Origin of the sequence: Devosia lacusdianchii, from assembly GCF_022429625.1 — a bacterium.
Lineage (GTDB): Bacteria > Pseudomonadota > Alphaproteobacteria > Rhizobiales > Devosiaceae > Devosia > Devosia lacusdianchii.
Window position 1 is genome coordinate 531,786 of the sequence record NZ_CP092483.1, and the last position, 17,148, is coordinate 548,933.

Genomic DNA, 17,148 nt, shown 5'->3' on the forward strand with positions numbered 1-17,148 from the left:
ATTTGTCCGGCAGAAGGGGATTTGCCTCTCGATATGGTATTTCCGCGCGTCCGGTCAACTCTGTGACTTGCCAAATGGGAACATTTCGCGAACACTCGAATCGAGTTATGAGGTAGTGATGGACAATGTGCTCTTCGTGTTCGGCGACTTTGTCGTAACGCTGGCGACTGCAATTGCCGGCGGCGTTGCGCTGGCCGGTGTGCTGCTTCTCATTCTGCTGGTCGCATCGCTGCGCGCTGGCCGCGAGCGCGCCGAAGATGCCGCAGCCGCGATGGCGCGTTCCGCCGAAATGGAGCGGCACCTAGCCAGCCTCATGCAAGTGCAGTCCGAAATGACCGGCCGCATGCAGACCATGTCCGAGATTTTCGGCTCGCGCACGTCTGACCTCGCCCGGCTGGTCAACGAACGCCTCGACTCCACCAGCCAGCGCGTCGGCCAGGCCCTGCAGGAGACTCGCGCCAAGACCGATGAAGGGCTCAACAAGCTGCATGAACGGCTCGCCGTCATCGATCGCGCCCAATCCACCATGACCTCGCTCTCCAGCGAGATCGTCTCGCTGCAATCCATTCTCGCCAACAAGCAGACCCGCGGCGCCTTCGGCCAGGGCCGCATGGAGGCCATTGTGGGCGATGGGCTGGCGCCCAACGCCTATTCGTTCCAGTCGACGCTCTCCAACGGCTACCGCCCCGATTGCCTCATCATCATGCCCAATGATGCGCCATCGCTGGTCATCGATGCCAAATTCCCGCTCGAAAGCTGGCAGCGCCTCGCCGCCGCCAGCAATCCCGACGAGCTTCGCCAGGCTCAATCCGGCTTCCGCTCCGACATCGCCGTGCATGTCCGCGCCATCTCGGAGAAATACCTGATCCCGGGGGAAACGCAGGATACGGCCTTCATGTTCGTGCCCTCCGAATCCATCTTCGCCGACCTGCACGAGCATTTCGAGGATGTGGTCCAACGGGCCTCCCGCGCCCGCGTCGTCATCGTCTCACCGGCGCTGCTCATGCTCTCGATCCAGGTGGTGCAGGCCCTGCTGCGCGACGTGCGCATGCGCGAGCAGGCCCACTTGATCCAGAAGGAAGTGCGCGAATTGCTCGGCGATGTCGCCCGCCTCGACGAGCGGGTCAATAAGCTGCAGACCCATTTCACCCAGGCCAACCGGGATATTGGCGATATCCTTATTTCGACCGGCAAGGTGACCAAGCGAAGCGAGCGCATCGACGCCATGGATTTCGAGGAACCCCAGCGCCTCGCCGGGGAATAGGTCGCCGATCACGATCGTCGAACCGCATGGCCGCTCGCGCGTTGTGTCCCATCAGCCAGCATGGGAGACGAGAATGGCTCAACATCACGACCATCACGGCACCATGGTGCCGCAGGATACCAATTTCGATAATGCCGATCAGCCCGGCATCGCCCAGCCCTATACTCAGAGCGAAGTCGAGGAGCTGCTTTACGGCGATGACCGCCCGGCCGGCGAACGTCTGGCGCGCCTGCGCGAACTGCGCGACGAAAGCGCCATTCGCGAAAGCGGTGATTGGGGCGGGCAGGATCCGGCCGCCATGCTCGACGAGCTCGACCGCGCCATCGATGAACTTAGTGCCACCATCGCCAATGCCGATGACGGCGAGGACTATGCCGACCTGTCAGCGCCGCTGGAGCGCGATCCGGCCGATCGCCTTGATGCGCTATCCCCCGACGATGTCGATGCGCGCCACGCCATCGAAAGCGACGAAGCCTTCTACGATGAAGAAGATGAAGCCGCGGACGAGGCAACCTGGGAAGGCAGCGACGAATTCCGCCCGGAGCGGGATTTGCACTAGGGTGCGTCGTAGTGGCACGCTACGCTCGGCCTGGTGATGCACTGGCAAGGCTGGGCCGTGCCGCACCCACCACGCGTCACCCTCGGGCTTGCCCCGAGGGCTCTACACTTCACAAACTGTAGAAAACTGTAACACCCTCGGGTCAAGCCCGAGGGTGACGGCTGGTGGTTGAGGTGTCACCACTTACCTCGGCCACAGACCCTAAAGCTCGGTCCGCGCTTTCAGCGCCTGGCTCAACGTACCCTCATCGAGATAATCCAGCTCGCCGCCGACAGGCACGCCGTGCGCCAGTCGCGTCACTTTGGTGCCCGATCCGGCCAGCCGGTCGGTGATGTAATGCGCCGTCGTCTGACCCTCGACCGTGGCATTTACCGCCAGCACCACCTCCTTGAAATCAGGCGCGCGCCTGAGTAGGTCGTCAATGCTGATGTCATCAGGCCCGACGCCATCGAGCGGCGACAGCACCCCGCCCAGCACGTGATACTTGACCGCACCCACCCCGGCGCGTTCCAACGCCCATAGGTCCGCCACGTCCTCCACCACGATCAGCATGCCGCTCTCGCTGCGTCGGGGATCGGCACAGATTGCGCAGGGGCTCATCGTATCGACATTGCCGCAGACCTCGCAGGTCCGCACCGCCGCCACGGCCCGGTCCAGCGCCGCCGATAGCGGGATCATCAACTGATCCTTCTTCTTGATCAGCTGCAGCACCGCCCGGCGCGCCGAGCGCGGCCCCAGCCCCGGCAGGCGCGCCATGAGCTGGATCAACTGTTCAATCTCGGGTCCGCCGGAAGCCATGGTTTACGCTGTCAAAAGTCCAAAAGGAGCGACGCAGAAAAACGTCGAGCAGAACAGAACCGTTACCGACACGATCCGGGCGGCTCGATTGGGGATCAGCGCAAGTGCCAATAAGATTGCCACAAGCGCCAGAATTGTCAGGCCGAATGGTATCCACCCCGCCGACCCCAGGAAACCCGAGAACGGCGCAGTCAACCCGAAGACGACAAATATAGGCACCATCAGAAAAGCCATCGGGGTCCACTGGCCGCTGCCGATCAGCATGACCCCGCTCGCCACCAGCGCCGACAGGAGCAGTGCCGCACCAGCATCAATCCGCCTTTCCCGGCCACCGTCCATCAATGCATCTAAAACGGAAACTTCATGCCCGGCGGGATCGGCAATCCAGCCGTCACTTCCGCCATGCGCTTCTGCATCTCGGCTTCCGACTTCATCTTGGCGTCGTTATGCGCGGCGACGATCAGGTCCTCGAGCACCTCGACATCGTCTTCCTTGAACAGGCTCGGGTCGATCTTGAGCCCCTTGAGCTCGCCCTTGCCTGACAGCGACACGGTGACCATGCCGCCACCGGAACGGCCTTCCACCACGAGATCGGCGAGTTCGGCCTGCATGGCCTCCATCTTGCCTTTCATCTCGCTGGCGGCCTTCATCATGCCCATGATGTCTTTCATTCGTCGTCCTCTTCAATTGGCGCGAGCGGCGCATCCTGCACCGGTGCTTCGGCGTCGTCCCTGACCTTGACGTTGACCACCTTGGCGCCGGGAAATGTGTCGAGAATGGCTTTGACCAGCGGGTCGTCGTGGGCCTGTGCGCGGTCCAGCGCTGCGCGCTCTTCCTTCTCCTGGCGGAGCGTGGGGCCGTCGATCGGCTTGGTCGAAACCATGATGAGCCAGCGCTCGCCCGTCCACACCTGCAGGCGCGCCGAGAGCGTAGCGATAATACCGGGATCGGCGCCGTCGGCCAGCGCCACTTCGATGCGGCCCTGCTCGAACGAGATCGGCCGCATCGAGCCTTCGAGTGCCAGCTTCACCAGCACGTCGCGCTTGGCCCCCGCCAGAGCAATGAGCTCCTTGTACGAGCCGACACTGGAGAGTGCTGGCTGCGCGACTGGCTGAGGCGCGACAGCGGGCTGAGCGCTGGCCTGCAATGCCGCTGGCTGAACCGCAACGGCCTCAGTCATGACCGGACGCGGTGCTTCCACGCGCATTGCCGACGGTCCGCCACCACCGCCCGAGGGGCGTGAGATCGGCGCCATCGGCTGCAGGGCCGGTGCGGGAGCCGGCTGGTTGGCCAACCGCGCGATCAGGTCGTCAGGACTTGGCAGGTCGGCAGCATAGGCCAGCCGGATCAGCGCCATTTCGGCCGCCTGCAGACCATTATTGGCCCGCGCCACCTCGTCATGTCCCTTGAACAGGATTTGCCAGGCCCGCGTCAGCGCCCGCATCGGCAGCTTGCCGGCCAGTTCGGCGCCACGATTGCGCTCGTCCGGCGTCAGCGACACATCGTCGGCCGCCGCTGGCACCACCTTGATGCGCGTCACCAGATGCGTGAAATCGGCGAGGTCGGCGATCAGCGTCTGAGGATCGGCACCCATATCGTAGAGCGCCCGCATGGTCTCGATGGCCTCGCCAATGCGACCACCCATCAGCTCTTCGAACAGGTCGATAATCCGGGCTCGATCACCCAGGCCGAGCATGGCCTTGACCGTCGCCGCGGTGACGGTGCCATTGCCATGCGCAATCGCCTGGTCGAGCAGGCTGAGATTATCACGCGCCGAGCCTTCGCCCGCCCGCACGATCATCGCCAGCGCCTCGGGTTCGAATTCAATACCCTCCTGGCCCAGGATCGACTGCAGATACGCCGTCATGATTTCGGGCGTAATGCGGCGCAGATCGAAGCGCATGCAACGGCTCAGGATCGTCACCGGCACCTTGCGGATTTCGGTGGTGGCGAAAATGAACTTCACATAGGGCGGCGGCTCTTCCAGTGTCTTCAGCAGCCCGTTGAAGGCGGCCGTCGACAGCATGTGCACTTCGTCGATCACATAGACTTTGTACGGCGCCGAGGACGGCGCGTATTTGACCGAGTCGATGATCTCTCTGATATCGTTGATGCCGGTATTGCTGGCGGCGTCCATTTCGATGACGTCGACATGGCGCCCCTCGATAATGGCGCGGCAATGCTCGCCCTCGACACTCAGGTCGAGCGTCGGATGGGGGCCGGTGGCATCTTCATAGTTGAAAGCCCGCGCCAGAATGCGGGCCGTCGTGGTCTTGCCCACGCCGCGCACGCCGGTGAGGATGAAGGCATGGTGGATGCGGTTCTGCGCAAAGGCATTGCCCAGCGTCTGCACCATGGCATCCTGGCCGACCAGCGTGGTGAAGTCGCGTGGCCGGTACTTGCGGGCAAGCACGAGATAGGGCGAGGTCGGTGCGTCAGCCATCGAGCCCTTCTGTCGCTTGTGTGGGGAATCTGCCTTGGGTCATCCGACCATAATAGGGCGAAGTAGGAGGCTGGCAACGACCCGTGAAGGTCTCGTTGGGGCTGCTTCCTTCCGGACCTGACCCGGTTGGCGAGGAACACGTCCGCGCCAACCTCCCGAGGCGCTATATGCGAATAAAATGCGACAATGGCAAGGCCCCGCCGATCAACAAGCCGCCGGCGTAAACCATGAACGAAGGTCATGCCGGACGGCCGGCTCTTTCCGCGTTAAGGTTTCGTCAACCATAAGGCAGGGAGGTCGCGATGCGCGTTCCATCCATCGGTTTGACACTCGAAGAGCGCCGCATCGTGCGCGAAGGCTATGCGCTGGCCGAGCGCATGCTGGCCGGCTACCAGGACCCGCCAGGCCTCTTCGAAACCATCGGCGGTTGGGTCATGCAATTGGGCAGCAAGGCGATGGCCCCGCACCTGACCCGGGACTAGCGCGGCGGCTCGTACACCTTGGGCGGGTGCACCAGCGTCACCAGCACCACCGAAATCAGCATCAGCAGGTACCACGAGCCCAGCTTGCTCCAGCTCACCAGCGACCAGCCATCGGCCTGATCGGGGTAAAGCCAGGCCCGTGACCAGGTGCCGATATTCTCCGCGATCCAGATGAACAGCGCCACCAGCAGGAACGCCAGCAGCATCGGCATGCGGTGGCGGAAGCGGAACACGCGATAATGCATGGAACTACGGTAGTAGAGCAGGCCCAGCACCGCGAATAGCACCCAGCGGAAATCGAAAATGAAGTGGTGGCTGAAAAAGTTGATGTAGATCGCCACCGCTAGCACCACCGTCGCCCAGACCGGCGGATAGAGCGAAAAACGAATGTCGAAAATGCGCTGGATGCGCGCCATGTAGGAGCCCACGCAGGCATACATGAAGCCGGAAAACAGCGGGACGCCCCCAATCCGGAACAGTGCATCCTCGGGATAGGTCCACGATCCCGCCGCCGTCTTGAACAGTTCCATTCCGGTGCCGACCACGTGGAAGATCAGGATCACCTTGGCTTCGCTGAGGGTTTCGAACCGAAACACCAGCATGCCGATCTGGATCGCCAGCGCCGCGAGGAAGAACACATCGTAGCGGTCTAGCCCATCCTCGGGCCACCACAGCCTGGTGACGATGATCATCCCCAGCATCAGTCCGCCGAACAGGCACGCCCAGGCCTGTTTCAGCCCGAAAACCAGGAACTCCACCACGCCATCGGCAATCGGCCCGCGCGGCAGCCGCGCCAATACGGCATGGGCAACCGCATCGATCCGCGCTTCCAAACTCGTGAACTGGTTCAAGCCTCTTGCCCTTGCTCCAACGGCCCCGGCTGGATATGCCCTGTCGAACGTTTCGGAATTGTGGCGGTGCTTCGCCCTCCGATGCAATGGAGAAGCCGGCATGGCCAAACGCCGCCCCACACCTTTGCGCACCTCGGTCGAGGATGTCGCCGCGTCCAAACGCGCGCCGCAGACGCCGCAGACCCAGGCCGCCGCCTTCCGGCTCGCCTTTGCCGACGACGAGTTCCTGACCTCTGAGGATACGCGCGGCATCCGCTTCCAGCTCGAATATCTCAAGCCCGAATTCCGCATGCGCGAGCGCGGCATCAATTCGACCGTGGTGCTGTTCGGCGGCGCCCGCATTCCCGAGCCGGGCAAGCCCGCCTGGGCCGCAAAGAACGAAACCCAGAAGCAGAACCTTGAGGCGGCCTCACGCTACTACACCGAGGCGCGGCGCTTCGCCCAGCTGGCATCGGCCACCTCGCGCGCCCTCGATTTCCGCGACTATGTCGTGGTCACTGGTGGCGGGCCCGGCGTCATGGAGGCTGGCAATCGTGGCGCCGCCGATGTCGGGGCGCCCTCCATTGGGCTTAATATCGTGCTGCCGCACGAGCAGGCGCCCAACGTCTATGTCACACCCGACCTCAGCTTCAATTTCCACTATTTCGCCACGCGCAAGATCCACTTCCTGCTGCGTGCCAAGGCCGTAGCGGTCTTCCCCGGCGGCTTCGGCACGCTCGACGAATTCTTCGAAACCCTGACCCTGATCCAGACCGGCCGCATGGCCCGCGTACCGCTGCTGCTGTTCGGCGCCGAATTCTGGGGCAAGGTGATCAATTTTGAGGCTCTGGCGGAAGCCGGCACCATCGCGCCCACCGACCCCGACCTGTTCACCATCGTTGATAGCGCCGACGAAGGCTGGGACGTCATCCGGCAGTTCTACAATCTGCCCGCCATCGACGAGGTACTGGTCGGCGATTAGCCACCACCACGGCGTCATTCCCGCGAGAGCGGGAATCTCCTTTTCCGCCACGTCCAAACACAGATTCCCGCTTTCGCGGGAATGACGCTGTGGAATTATCCCGATCCTCGTGACTCCCAACACCCCTGCAAAGCCGCTCTGCCCACACTGCGATTGCAACGTTTGCAATCGCAGTGTCACACTGGCCCGATAGGCGTCGTCGGCGTCGAATCGGGGGCTTGCTGTTGGAACAATTCGATATCGTAGTCATCGGCAGCGGACCGGCCGGGCGCCGGGCTGCCGTGCAGGCGGCCAAGCTTGGCAAATCGGTGCTGGTCGTCGAAAACCGCCTGCGCCTCGGTGGTGTCTCGGTTCACACTGGCACTATCCCCTCCAAGACCCTGCGCGAAACCGTGCTCAACCTGTCCGGCTGGCGCGAGCGCGGCTTCTATGGCCTCTCCTACCGGGTCAAGAAGGACATCGAGGGCAAGGATCTCGGCGCCCGCCTGCGCATGACGCTCAACCACGAGATCGAGGTGCTCGAGCACCAGTTCGCCCGCAATGGCGTGCGCACCATGGGTGGACGCGCACGTTTTCTCGATACGAACCACATCGCCGTCGTCACGCCGGATGCCGAGGAGATCAAGGTCGGCTTCCGCCACGCCATCATTGCGGTCGGCACCGCGCCGTTCCGTCCCGCCCACATCCCCTTCAACGACCATTCGGTGCTCGATAGCGATAGTCTCGTGTCGGAGCCGCGCGTGCCGCGCAGCCTCACCGTGGTCGGTGCTGGCGTCATCGGGCTCGAATACGCCACCATCTTCTCGGCGCTCGACGTTCCCGTCACCATCATCGAGCCGCGCGACAGCATTCTCGATTTCATCGACAAGGAAATCATTGAGGAATTCACCCACGACCTGCGCAAGCGCGGCATGACCATCCGCCTCGGCGCCAAGGTGGATGCCGTCGAACTCGACGCACAGGGCTGGACCATCGCCATCATGGCCGATGGCCGCCGCGTCCGCTCCGACATGCTGCTCTACGCCGCTGGCCGTTCCGGCGCCACCGCCGACCTTGGCCTGGAGAATTGCGGCATCCCCCTCGTCGATCGCGGCCGCATAAAGGTCGATCCGGTGACCTTCCAGACCAACGTGCCCAATATCTACGCCGCCGGCGACGTCATCGGCTGGCCGTCCCTGGCCTCGACCTCGATGGAGCAGGGGCGCATTGCCGGGCTCCATGCCTGTGGCGCGCCCATGCCGCCGGCGCCCGAATTCTTCCCCTACGGCATCTATGCCGTGCCCGAGATCTCGACGGTGGGCCTCACCGAGCAGCAGGTGCGCGAGCAGGGCATACCCTACGAGGCTGGCATTGCCCGTTTCCGCGAGACCTCGCGCGGTCACATCATGGGCCTGCAGTCGGGCATGATGAAGCTCATCTTCTCGCTCGAAAACCGCAAGCTCCTGGGCGCCCATATCGTGGGCGAGGGCGCGACCGAACTCATCCATATCGGCCAGGCGGTTCTGAACCTGGGCGGCACGCTCGACTACTTCGTCGAGAACGCCTTCAATTATCCGACGCTCGCCGAAGCTTACAAAATCGCAGCCTTGGACGCCTGGAACCGAATGCCGCGCGTCACGCCGGCGGCGCCGATCGAGTAGCATTTAGAACACCTTAATCGGGGCCAGCCATCTGGGCGGCTGGCGCAGGGCGCATAGTTGTCCTACATTTGCTACCGATTTGGGGGCCTCCATGTCCGAGCAATTCGACGCCATCATCATAGGAGCCGGCCAATCCGGCCCGTTCCTCGCCGCGCGCCTCGCGGCCGCCAATAAGCATGTCGCGCTGATCGAGCGTGAACATCTCGGCGGCACCTGCGTCAACGATGGTTGCACGCCAACCAAGACCCTTGTGGCCAGCGCGCGCGCCGCCTGGTCGGCTCGCCATGCCAAGGATTTCGGCGTCACCATCAAGGGGGCTGTCGGCGTCGACATGAAGGCGGTCAAGGCGCGCAAGGACCGCGTCGTCAACGCTTCGGTCCAGAGCCTCAGCGATTGGCTGGGCGGCATGCCGACGCTCGAATACATCAAGGGGTCCGGCAGCTTCGTCTCTGCCGACACCGTCGAAGTCGGCGGGCGCCGGCTGACCGCGCCACAGATTTTCATCAATGCCGGTGCCCGGGCTTCAATTCCCGACTGGCCGGGCCTGTCGAGCACGCCTTACCTCACCAATACGACGATGATGAATGTGGACACGCTGCCCAGTCACCTCATCATCGCCGGGGCCAGCTATATCGGCCTCGAGTTCGCGCAGATGTATGCGCGTTTTGGCTCCAAGGTGACCATCATCGAACGCGGGCCACGTCCCGCACCCCGCGAGGATGAAGACATCTCCGCGGCCATTCGCACCATCCTCGAAGTTGAGGGCGTCTCGTTCCTGTTCGATACCACTGTCGAGGCAGTTTCCAAGGCCGGCAGCGGCGCGTTGATCTCCCTCAAATCCGGCGAACGGCGTTCTTCGATCGAGGGCTCGCACCTGCTGCTTGCACTGGGGCGGACACCCAACAGCGCCGATCTCAACCTGGCCGCCGCCGGGATCGAGACCGATGCGCGGGGCTTCATCCGGGTCGACGATAACCTGCGCACCAAGGTCAAGGGCATCTGGGCCATGGGCGACATCAATGGTCGCGGTGCCTTCACTCACACCTCCTACAACGACTTCGAGATCGTCGCCGACAACGTCATGGATGGCGGCAAGCGCTCGGCCGCCGGCCGCGTCCCGGTCTATGGCCTCTTCATTGATCCGCCGCTCGGCCGCATCGGCATGAGCGAGACGGAGGTGCGCAAGTCGGGCAGGAAGGCGCTGATGGGTATCATGCCCATGACCAGGGTCGGCCGCGCCAAGGAGCGTGGCGAAACCCAGGGTCTGATGAAAGTGCTGGTCGATGCCGAAACCAAGCGCATCCTGGGCGCCGCCATCCTGGGCATAGGCGGCGACGAAATCGTCCACTCATTGCTGCAACTGATGGTCGCGGGCACGCCCTACACCACCATGATGCACACCATGCACATCCACCCCACCGTGACCGAGTTGATTCCGACCCTGCTGGCGGATTTGCAGCCGCTAAAGTGAGCGGGCAGGACACAACGGATCCCCACCCACAATCGCTTCCCGCGACTTGATCCGCGGGTCACTCTCAACACGGCACAAGCGGCGAAAGACCGCGGATCAAGGCCGCGGGTGGGATGAGCTCAGCAGTGGCGCCTCAAACATCCCGCGACGTAATGAAATCCCGTTCCGTCGCCAGACCATGCCATTCGCCCGGCACTTCGCTGTCGAAGATCAGTGTATAGGGCCCCTTGTAGCCAGCCTCTTCGGCCAGCGTCACGCATTGCCCGTAATCGGCCTCGTCGAGATCGCCGTCGATGAAATTGGCCTTGGCGTGGCACAGTTCCGCCCGGCCGAAGATCGACTTGAGGTCGGAATACTTGCTGGCGCCGCCCCAATTGCCGAAATCGCCGAGCAGGCCGATGCGGCCATCGAGCTTGTCGAGCAGGTAATGCACATGTGCCGGCTCGGCCAGCAGGTTGAACCAGTTCTCCGTCACCAGCCGCACCGAGGAGCCGGCATTGCCGTGGGCTAGCGCCGTTAGCGCCTTGACCGAGCGGTCGAGCGCATCGCGGGTCGGCTTCTGCTTGCCGGCAATGATGCGGGCATTTTCGGCGCCCAGTTCATTGGCGATCTCGATCCAGCTCGCCACCCACGCCGTGTCGCGCGCTCCGTGTTCGGGATGGCTGATATCGCCGGCATCGATTAGCAGCGTCTGCAGGCGCACATTGGCGATGCGAAGCTGGTCGCGCAGCTCACCCAGATAGATCGGGTCGCGGCTGCGCAGGTGGAACGACACGATCTCCAGCCGGTGATAGCCGTGATTCGCCAGCACCGACGGCAGCCCGAGCAGCGATTCCTCGCCCTCGCCATAGGTCTCCTGCATGGGCCCGATCTCGGTGGTGGTCAGATCGTGTGGATAGGTGGTGCCGAGCAGGCGGTGCAGCGACCAGGTCGAAACGGCAATACGATCGGCACTGACTTGGGCCATGTTGTCATCCATCGGTTCTTGTTGTCGAAACAGTGCATCGCCGTTCAGGCGTGCGCAAGATAGCCTTCAGAATGCGTTCATCCACAAGGCGATTTCGCGGCAATCAGACCTTGTAGATGCGCTCGGCATTGCGGTGGAACAGCTTGGCCTGTTCGTCCGGGCTGGCATTGCGCACGATCTCCCGCGCCGCATTGACCCAGTCGGTCAGCGTGCCGCCGGTCACCGTCGCCACTGGATGATCGGAGCCCCAGACCACTCGATCCCAGCCGAATGTCTCGATCACATGTTCGACATAGGGTCGCAGCGTCTCGGCGGTCCAGCCTGGATCGCAATGGTTCACGATGCCAGACACCTTGGCCATCACATTGGGGTTCCTGGCGATTTCCTTGAGCGCGCCGCGCCATGGATCGAGCCCGAGACCATTGATATCGGGGTTGCCGCAATGGTCGAGGATGAAGGTCACATCCGGCGCCCGCTGCGCCAGGTTCGCCCCCAGCCACAGCTGATCCGCCCGCAGGCAGAGATCGAAGCTCAGGTCATAATCGGGCAGATGCCGGAGATTCTCGATGAACAGGTCCGACTGGCTCAGCTCATCCGGCGCCTCATGTAGAATGCGCCGCACGCCCTTGATATGGGCATGCTCGCTGAGTCGCTCGATCTGGTCGACGAAGTTCATATGCTCGGGCCGGCAAGCTGCGATGGCCCCGGCAATACGGGGCAAAGTCAGCACGAATTCGCTTTCGGCAACGGCGTCCGTCTCGACGACATCGACCTCCATATGCAGCGCCGACTCGATCCCGAGCGGCAGAGCTTCGGCGAAATAGGCCTCGACAGGCCAGGGCTTGTTGATCTTGGGCGCGTTGCCCAACCAGGGATAGGTGAACTTTTCCGGATAGATCAGATGCAGGTGCGTATCGAGAATGCGCATGCGGGCTCCTGGTGGTCAGACGCTGGCGGTCGAGCGTTGCGAGATTTCCTTGCCGGCCTGCTGCAGCAATTCCAGCGCGGTCTGCATGTCTGGCGCGTCGAGCTTATCGAGCCGTTGCGTATAAGGACAAGTGAGGACGGCGATAACCGAACCGAGGGGGCCGAAAATGGGTACCGACAGGTTGGAAACCCCCGAAACCTGGGCACTTGGCATCATTTCGTAGCCCTGCGCGCGCACGTCTTCCAGCCGCACGACCAGACCTTTCGGCATCTTTTCGGGGCTTCCCAGGTCCTGTTCTTCCAGCATCAATTCGCGCTCCTCGGGCGTCGCGAAAGCCAGGAAAACGTGGCCGGAGCCCGTATTGATCAGCCCGATCCGGCTGCCGACGCGGACCGACACATTCCAATAGCCCGGGCTGTCGAACTGGGCGACGACGACAAGGATGTTTCGCTCCTGGATCACCATATGCACGGCCTGCTCGGCCTTGAGCGCGAAGTGGCGCAGGACCGGCGTTGCCTGGCTGATCAGGCGGTGCAGCGGTGGCCTGGCATGGGCCAGCTCGAACAGTTTGAGGGTGATGGCATAGCGGTCTTCTGGGGTGCGGCGCACGTAGTCACGACGCACCAAACGGTCGAGCATGCGGTAGATTTCATTGGGCGACCGCTGCAGCGATTTTGCGATCTCGGCCTGGCTCAACCCGTCGGCGGTCGCGGCCAGCAGCTCGAGGATGTCGAGCCCTTTGTCCAGCGCCGGCGCGCGGTAACGATCATTCCCATCCGGGTCCATCAAACGCCTCCCTTTGCCCGAAAATGTTAGCAGACTGTTACCCCTGACAGTCACCAACCCGTCGCTTATGTCGTTTCATACTGACATGTTAGTTCTTGCAACGTCGGTTCATTTATGAATAGATTGTTTGCAGGCGCATCGCAAGAATGCGCGGAGGACGTCCAAGCCGATGCTTCTTATCCCCGCCCGACATTCGCGACCGACGAGGTCGCCATGGTGACCCCGCTCGTCGAGATGGTGGGTATCGACAAGTCGTTCCCGGGCGTCCGGGCGCTGCACGATGCGCGGTTCGAACTGTTGGCTGGCGAAGTCCATGCCCTCATGGGTGAGAACGGTGCTGGCAAGTCGACGCTGATGAAGGTGCTGTCGGGCGTTTACACCCGAGACGCCGGCGAAATTCGCCTCGATGGCACACCAGTCGAGATCAGTAGCCCGCGCCGGGCGCTCGATCTGGGCATTTCGATCATCCATCAGGAACTGGCGCTGATGCGCGACCTGACGGCAGCACAGAACATTTTTATCGGCCGCGAGCCGCGCCAGCTTGGCGGCTTGCTGCTCGATGAGCGAGCGCTCAATGCCCAGGCCGAGGCCATCTTCGCCTCGATGAATCTGAAGCTCGATCCGCGCGTCACCGTGGGCGGGCTGACCATTGCGCGCCAGCAGATGGTCGAGATCGCCAAGGCGCTCTCCTACAAGTCGCGCGTCCTCATCATGGATGAGCCGACCGCTGCGCTGAACGACGCCGAGATCAACGAACTCTTCGCCATCATCAACCGGCTCAAGGCCGAGGGTGTCGGCATCGTCTACATCTCGCACAAGATGGACGAGCTCAAGCGTATCGCCGATCGGGTGACGGTCATGCGCGACAGCGAATATGTCGGCACCGTCCCGGCAGCGACGACACCGATCGAAACCATCATCTCGATGATGGTCGGCCGCACGCTGACCAATGAGGCCGTGACCATTCCCGATACGTCCCAGGCGCCGGTGGCGCTTGAGGTGCGTGGCTTGAAGCGCGGCAAGGAAATCCGCGATGTGAGCCTGTCGGTTCGCAAGGGCGAAATCCTTGGCCTTGCCGGACTGATGGGAGCCGGCCGTACCGAGGTGGCGCGCGCCATTTTTGGCGCCGACCCGATCGAGGCTGGCGAGATTTTCGTCAACAGTAACAAGGTCTCCATCCGCTCGCCCCAGGACGCGGTGCGGGCCGGCATCGGCTATCTCAGTGAAGACCGTAAGCAATTCGGCCTCGCGACCGGCCTCGACGTGCGCAACAATATCGCCCTGGCCTCACTGTCACGCTTTGTCGGGCCGGGCGGTGTGTTGCGCGAGGGCGAAATGCGCGAGGTGGCCCAGGGCTATATTCGCCAGCTCGCCATCAAGACCCCTTCCGATACCCAGGAATCCCGGCTGCTGTCGGGTGGCAATCAGCAAAAGGTGGTCATTGCCAAATGGCTGCTGCGCGATTGCGATATCCTGATTTTCGATGAGCCGACGCGCGGCATCGACGTCGGCGCCAAGTCCGAGATTTACAAGCTGCTGCAGACGCTGGCCGAACAGGGCCGCGCCATTATCGTGATTTCCTCTGAACTTCCGGAAGTGCTCCGCCTCAGCCACCGCATCGCCGTGATGTGTGAGGGCCGCCTGACCGGCATCCTGCCCGGCGGCGCCAGCCAGGAAGAAATCATGCATCTGGCGACACTGCGGCCCAGCGCCGTGGCGGAGGTGCGCCATGCAGGTTGAGGTTGAGATGTCTCAGTCGACACCCTCCCCCTTGTGGGGAGGGATCAAGGGTGGGGGTCGATTGGCCCCTATATCGGGGCTCGCGCACCCCCTCCCAGCCTCCCCCATCGAGGGGGAGGTGCCGCTCGGTGATTGGGATGTAAATCATGCCCCATGCCGGACACGACATTACGCCGGAGAAGCACCATGACCGACACGACATCTCCCGCCAAACCAGGCCTTTTAGCCGGCATCCGCTCGTCGGGCGCCTATCACAAGCTGCTGGCTTTCTCCGGGCTGATCGCCCTACTGGTTGTGTTCAGTCTGGCCTCGCCCAACTTCATGCAGACCCAGAACGTGCTGGCCATTCTGCAGGCGACGTCGGTGAACGGCGTGCTGGCCATTGCCGCGACCCTGGTCATCATCACCGGTGGCATCGACCTGTCGGTCGGCACGCTGATGACCTTTTGCGCAGTCATTGCCGGCGTGGTCCTGACTTTCCTCGGCCTGCCGCTGCCACTGGGTGTCCTTGCCGCCATCCTCGCGGGCATGGCATCGGGTCTGGTCTCGGGCACCATCATTGCCAAGCTCAAGGTGCCACCCTTCATCGCCACCCTCGGCATGATGCTGATCCTCAAGGGGCTGTCTTTGGTGATCTCGGGCACCCGCCCGATCTATTTCAACGACACACCCGGTTTCAGCCTGATTTCGACCGGCTCCCTCGTCGGCTCGGTCATCCCCGCGCTGCCCATTCCCAACGGCGTGCTGATCCTGTTCCTCGTCGCCATCGTCATCAGCTTCGTGCTGAGCAAGACGGCGCTCGGCCGCTACACCTTCGCGCTCGGCTCCAACGAAGAGGCCGTGCGTCTCTCGGGCGTCAATGTCGATCGCTGGAAGATTGCAGTCTATGCGCTGGCCGGTTCGGTCTGCGGCGTTGCCGGACTGCTGATCGCCTCGCGCCTCAATTCGGCGCAGCCGGCTTTGGGGCAGGGCTACGAGCTCGACGCCATCGCTGCCGTGGTCATTGGCGGCACCTCGCTCAGCGGCGGCCGCGGCACCGTGCTCGGCACGCTGATCGGCGCGCTCATCATTTCCGTGCTGGCCAATGGCCTGCGCATCCTTTCGGTGGCCCAGGAGTGGCAGACGGTGGTGACCGGCACCATCATCATCCTGGCCGTCTACGCCGATATCCTGCGGCGCCGCAGTCTTTAGCGCCGATCTCGCTGCGCTGCTCCAAACCCGGCGCCAATACCAAGCAGGCGACAAGCCTCGTTCGACGACCGACGACGACTTCAACACTCTGGGAGGAACTATGTTCAACCGCCGTACTCTTATCGGGGCCATCAGCGCCCTGGCCCTCCTGACCGCAAGCGCACCCGCGTTCGCCCAGGAAAACTACGACATCGCCCTGATCTCCAAGGGCTTCCAGCATCAGTTCTGGCAGGCCGTGAAGGCCGGTGCCGATCAGGCCGCCAAGGATCTCGGCGTCACCGTGACATTCGAAGGTCCTGACAATGAGACCCAGGTCGATCGTCAGATCGATCTGCTGGCGGCAGCCCTTGCCCGCAAGCCCGACGCCATCGGTTTTGCCGCGCTCGACAGCCAGGCCGCAACGCCGCTGCTGCAGCAGGCCAAGGATGCCAATATCCCGGTCATCGCCTTCGACTCGGGCGTTGATAGCGACATTCCGCTGACCACTGCCACCACGGACAACGTTGCCGCCGCCGCTCTGGCTGCCGATGCCCTGGCCGGCCTCATCGGTGAAGAAGGTAAGGTTGCCGTCGTCGGTCACTCGCAGACCAGCCGCACCGGCATCGACCGCGTTGATGGCTTCGTCAACCGCATCAAGGAAGCCTATCCCAAGATCGAGATCGTCACCGTGCAATACGGCGACGGCGACCAGCTTGCTTCGACTGAAATCACCAAGTCGATCCTGCTGGCCAACCCCGATCTCAAGGGCATTTTCGGCACCAATGAGGGCTCGGCCATCGGCGTCGCCAATGGCAAGCAGGAACTGGGCAGCCAGGTCGTGGTCATCGGCTTCGACTCCGGCGCAGCCCAGAAGGCCCTGATCACCTCCGGCGTCATGGCTGGCGCCATCACCCAGAACCCTGTGGGCATCGGCTACCAGACGGTCCAGGCCGCTGTCAGCGCGCTCAAGGGCGAAACCCTGCCGCCCGTGATCGATACCGGCTTCTACTACTACGACGCCGCGACCATGGAAAAGCCGGAAATCGCCGCCGTGCTTTACGACTGACCTGACTGCGGGCCGGACCTTG

The 17,148-nt window shown here is 63.1% G+C and carries 16 protein-coding genes, 1 other RNA gene and 1 pseudogene; 9 read left to right on the forward strand and 9 right to left on the reverse strand.

Annotated features, from left to right (window positions below):
• Positions 1-118 precede the first annotated feature (118 nt).
• Entirely contained in the window at positions 119-1,264 is a 1,146-nt protein-coding gene (locus tag MF606_RS02640) for a DNA recombination protein RmuC (protein ID WP_240232100.1), read from the forward strand.
• Positions 1,265-1,337: 73 nt separating this feature from the next.
• Positions 1,338-1,823, forward strand: a complete 486-nt coding sequence (locus MF606_RS02645) for a hypothetical protein (protein ID WP_240232101.1) — start codon at positions 1,338-1,340, stop codon at positions 1,821-1,823.
• Between the two features lie 201 nt (positions 1,824-2,024).
• Here the strand turns inward: MF606_RS02645 and recR are convergent, their stop codons facing one another.
• From recR to ffs, 5 genes and pseudogenes are all read right to left on the reverse strand, one after another.
• Positions 2,025-2,621: a recombination mediator RecR gene (gene recR / locus MF606_RS02650; RefSeq protein ID WP_240232102.1), complete on the reverse strand. Its 597-nt coding sequence runs from the start codon at positions 2,619-2,621 to the stop codon at positions 2,025-2,027.
• Positions 2,622-2,624: 3 nt separating this feature from the next.
• Positions 2,625-2,960, reverse strand: coding sequence for a hypothetical protein (locus tag MF606_RS02655; protein ID WP_240232103.1), 336 nt, complete (start codon positions 2,958-2,960; stop codon positions 2,625-2,627).
• A gap of 8 nt (positions 2,961-2,968) precedes the next feature.
• The gene (locus MF606_RS02660) at positions 2,969-3,292 is read right to left on the reverse strand and encodes a YbaB/EbfC family nucleoid-associated protein (protein WP_240232104.1); all 324 of its coding nucleotides are present in this window, start codon (positions 3,290-3,292) and stop codon (positions 2,969-2,971) included.
• A pseudogene (locus tag MF606_RS02665) lies at positions 3,289-5,073 on the reverse strand (DNA polymerase III subunit gamma/tau); the annotation flags it as partial. The gene MF606_RS02660 and the pseudogene MF606_RS02665, both read right to left, overlap by 4 nt.
• A 52-nt stretch (positions 5,074-5,125) precedes the next feature.
• Positions 5,126-5,221: signal recognition particle sRNA small type (ffs, locus tag MF606_RS02670), an RNA gene on the reverse strand.
• Positions 5,222-5,366: 145 nt separating this feature from the next.
• Here ffs and MF606_RS02675 point away from each other — a divergent pair.
• Complete coding sequence (locus MF606_RS02675) at positions 5,367-5,546, forward strand: hypothetical protein (protein ID WP_240232106.1); 180 nt, start codon at positions 5,367-5,369, stop codon at positions 5,544-5,546.
• Here MF606_RS02675 and MF606_RS02680 read toward each other — a convergent pair.
• Entirely contained in the window at positions 5,543-6,397 is an 855-nt protein-coding gene (locus tag MF606_RS02680; protein ID WP_240232107.1) for a DUF817 domain-containing protein, read from the reverse strand. The genes MF606_RS02675 and MF606_RS02680 overlap by 4 nt on opposite strands.
• Positions 6,398-6,497: 100 nt before the next feature.
• Between MF606_RS02680 and MF606_RS02685 the strand changes: the two genes are divergently transcribed.
• The 3 genes from MF606_RS02685 to MF606_RS02695 all read left to right on the forward strand — a co-directional run bounded on the left by MF606_RS02685 (position 6,498) and on the right by MF606_RS02695 (position 10,469).
• Positions 6,498-7,358: an LOG family protein gene (locus tag MF606_RS02685; RefSeq protein WP_240232108.1), complete on the forward strand. Its 861-nt coding sequence runs from the start codon at positions 6,498-6,500 to the stop codon at positions 7,356-7,358.
• A 224-nt stretch (positions 7,359-7,582) separates the two neighbouring features.
• Entirely contained in the window at positions 7,583-8,998 is a 1,416-nt protein-coding gene (gene sthA, locus MF606_RS02690) for a Si-specific NAD(P)(+) transhydrogenase (protein WP_240232109.1), read from the forward strand.
• A 91-nt stretch (positions 8,999-9,089) separates the two neighbouring features.
• Complete coding sequence (locus MF606_RS02695) at positions 9,090-10,469, forward strand: FAD-containing oxidoreductase (protein ID WP_240232110.1); 1,380 nt, start codon at positions 9,090-9,092, stop codon at positions 10,467-10,469.
• A 133-nt stretch (positions 10,470-10,602) separates the two neighbouring features.
• Here MF606_RS02695 and MF606_RS02700 read toward each other — a convergent pair whose 3' ends face one another.
• From MF606_RS02700 to MF606_RS02710, 3 genes are all read right to left on the reverse strand, one after another.
• A complete protein-coding gene (locus MF606_RS02700) occupies positions 10,603-11,436 on the reverse strand; it encodes a sugar phosphate isomerase/epimerase family protein (RefSeq protein WP_240232111.1) in 834 nt (277 codons plus the stop codon).
• 103 nt (positions 11,437-11,539) lie between these two features.
• On the reverse strand, positions 11,540-12,364 hold the full coding sequence (locus tag MF606_RS02705; protein WP_240232112.1) for an amidohydrolase family protein: 825 nt from the start codon (positions 12,362-12,364) through the stop codon (positions 11,540-11,542).
• 15 nt (positions 12,365-12,379) lie between these two features.
• Positions 12,380-13,150 carry an IclR family transcriptional regulator gene (locus MF606_RS02710; protein ID WP_240232113.1) on the reverse strand — a complete coding sequence of 257 codons (771 nt, stop codon included), beginning with the start codon at positions 13,148-13,150 and terminating at the stop codon, positions 12,380-12,382.
• Positions 13,151-13,363: 213 nt separating this feature from the next.
• Here MF606_RS02710 and MF606_RS02715 point away from each other — a divergent pair, with 213 nt between their 5' ends.
• The 3 genes from MF606_RS02715 to MF606_RS02725 all read left to right on the forward strand — a co-directional run bounded on the left by MF606_RS02715 (position 13,364) and on the right by MF606_RS02725 (position 17,126).
• Positions 13,364-14,890 carry a sugar ABC transporter ATP-binding protein gene (locus MF606_RS02715; RefSeq protein ID WP_240232114.1) on the forward strand — a complete coding sequence of 509 codons (1,527 nt, stop codon included), beginning with the start codon at positions 13,364-13,366 and terminating at the stop codon, positions 14,888-14,890.
• Positions 14,891-15,076: 186 nt separating this feature from the next.
• Positions 15,077-16,081: an ABC transporter permease gene (locus MF606_RS02720; protein WP_240232115.1), complete on the forward strand. Its 1,005-nt coding sequence runs from the start codon at positions 15,077-15,079 to the stop codon at positions 16,079-16,081.
• Positions 16,082-16,181: 100 nt separating this feature from the next.
• Positions 16,182-17,126, forward strand: a complete 945-nt coding sequence (locus tag MF606_RS02725; protein WP_240232116.1) for an ABC transporter substrate-binding protein — start codon at positions 16,182-16,184, stop codon at positions 17,124-17,126.
• The last annotated feature ends 22 nt before the right edge of the window (positions 17,127-17,148 follow it).

What these genes read in the sequence shown, in the direction of transcription:
- MF606_RS02675 (WP_240232106.1), top strand. Translation starts at nt 5,367, where the DNA reads ATGCGCGTTCCATCCATCGGTTTGACACTCGAAGAGCGCCGCATCGTG.
- MF606_RS02645 (WP_240232101.1), top strand. Translation starts at nt 1,338, where the DNA reads ATGGCTCAACATCACGACCATCACGGCACCATGGTGCCGCAGGATACC.
- MF606_RS02710 (WP_240232113.1), bottom strand. Translation starts at nt 13,150, where the DNA reads ATGGACCCGGATGGGAATGATCGTTACCGCGCGCCGGCGCTGGACAAA.
- MF606_RS02685 (WP_240232108.1), top strand. Translation starts at nt 6,498, where the DNA reads ATGGCCAAACGCCGCCCCACACCTTTGCGCACCTCGGTCGAGGATGTC.
- MF606_RS02720 (WP_240232115.1), top strand. Translation starts at nt 15,077, where the DNA reads ATGACCGACACGACATCTCCCGCCAAACCAGGCCTTTTAGCCGGCATC.
- MF606_RS02695 (WP_240232110.1), top strand. Translation starts at nt 9,090, where the DNA reads ATGTCCGAGCAATTCGACGCCATCATCATAGGAGCCGGCCAATCCGGC.
- MF606_RS02725 (WP_240232116.1), top strand. Translation starts at nt 16,182, where the DNA reads ATGTTCAACCGCCGTACTCTTATCGGGGCCATCAGCGCCCTGGCCCTC.
- MF606_RS02700 (WP_240232111.1), bottom strand. Translation starts at nt 11,436, where the DNA reads ATGGCCCAAGTCAGTGCCGATCGTATTGCCGTTTCGACCTGGTCGCTG.
- recR (WP_240232102.1), bottom strand. Translation starts at nt 2,621, where the DNA reads ATGGCTTCCGGCGGACCCGAGATTGAACAGTTGATCCAGCTCATGGCG.
- MF606_RS02705 (WP_240232112.1), bottom strand. Translation starts at nt 12,364, where the DNA reads ATGCGCATTCTCGATACGCACCTGCATCTGATCTATCCGGAAAAGTTC.
- MF606_RS02715 (WP_240232114.1), top strand. Translation starts at nt 13,364, where the DNA reads ATGGTGACCCCGCTCGTCGAGATGGTGGGTATCGACAAGTCGTTCCCG.
- MF606_RS02660 (WP_240232104.1), bottom strand. Translation starts at nt 3,292, where the DNA reads ATGAAAGACATCATGGGCATGATGAAGGCCGCCAGCGAGATGAAAGGC.
- MF606_RS02655 (WP_240232103.1), bottom strand. Translation starts at nt 2,960, where the DNA reads ATGGACGGTGGCCGGGAAAGGCGGATTGATGCTGGTGCGGCACTGCTC.
- MF606_RS02640 (WP_240232100.1), top strand. Translation starts at nt 119, where the DNA reads ATGGACAATGTGCTCTTCGTGTTCGGCGACTTTGTCGTAACGCTGGCG.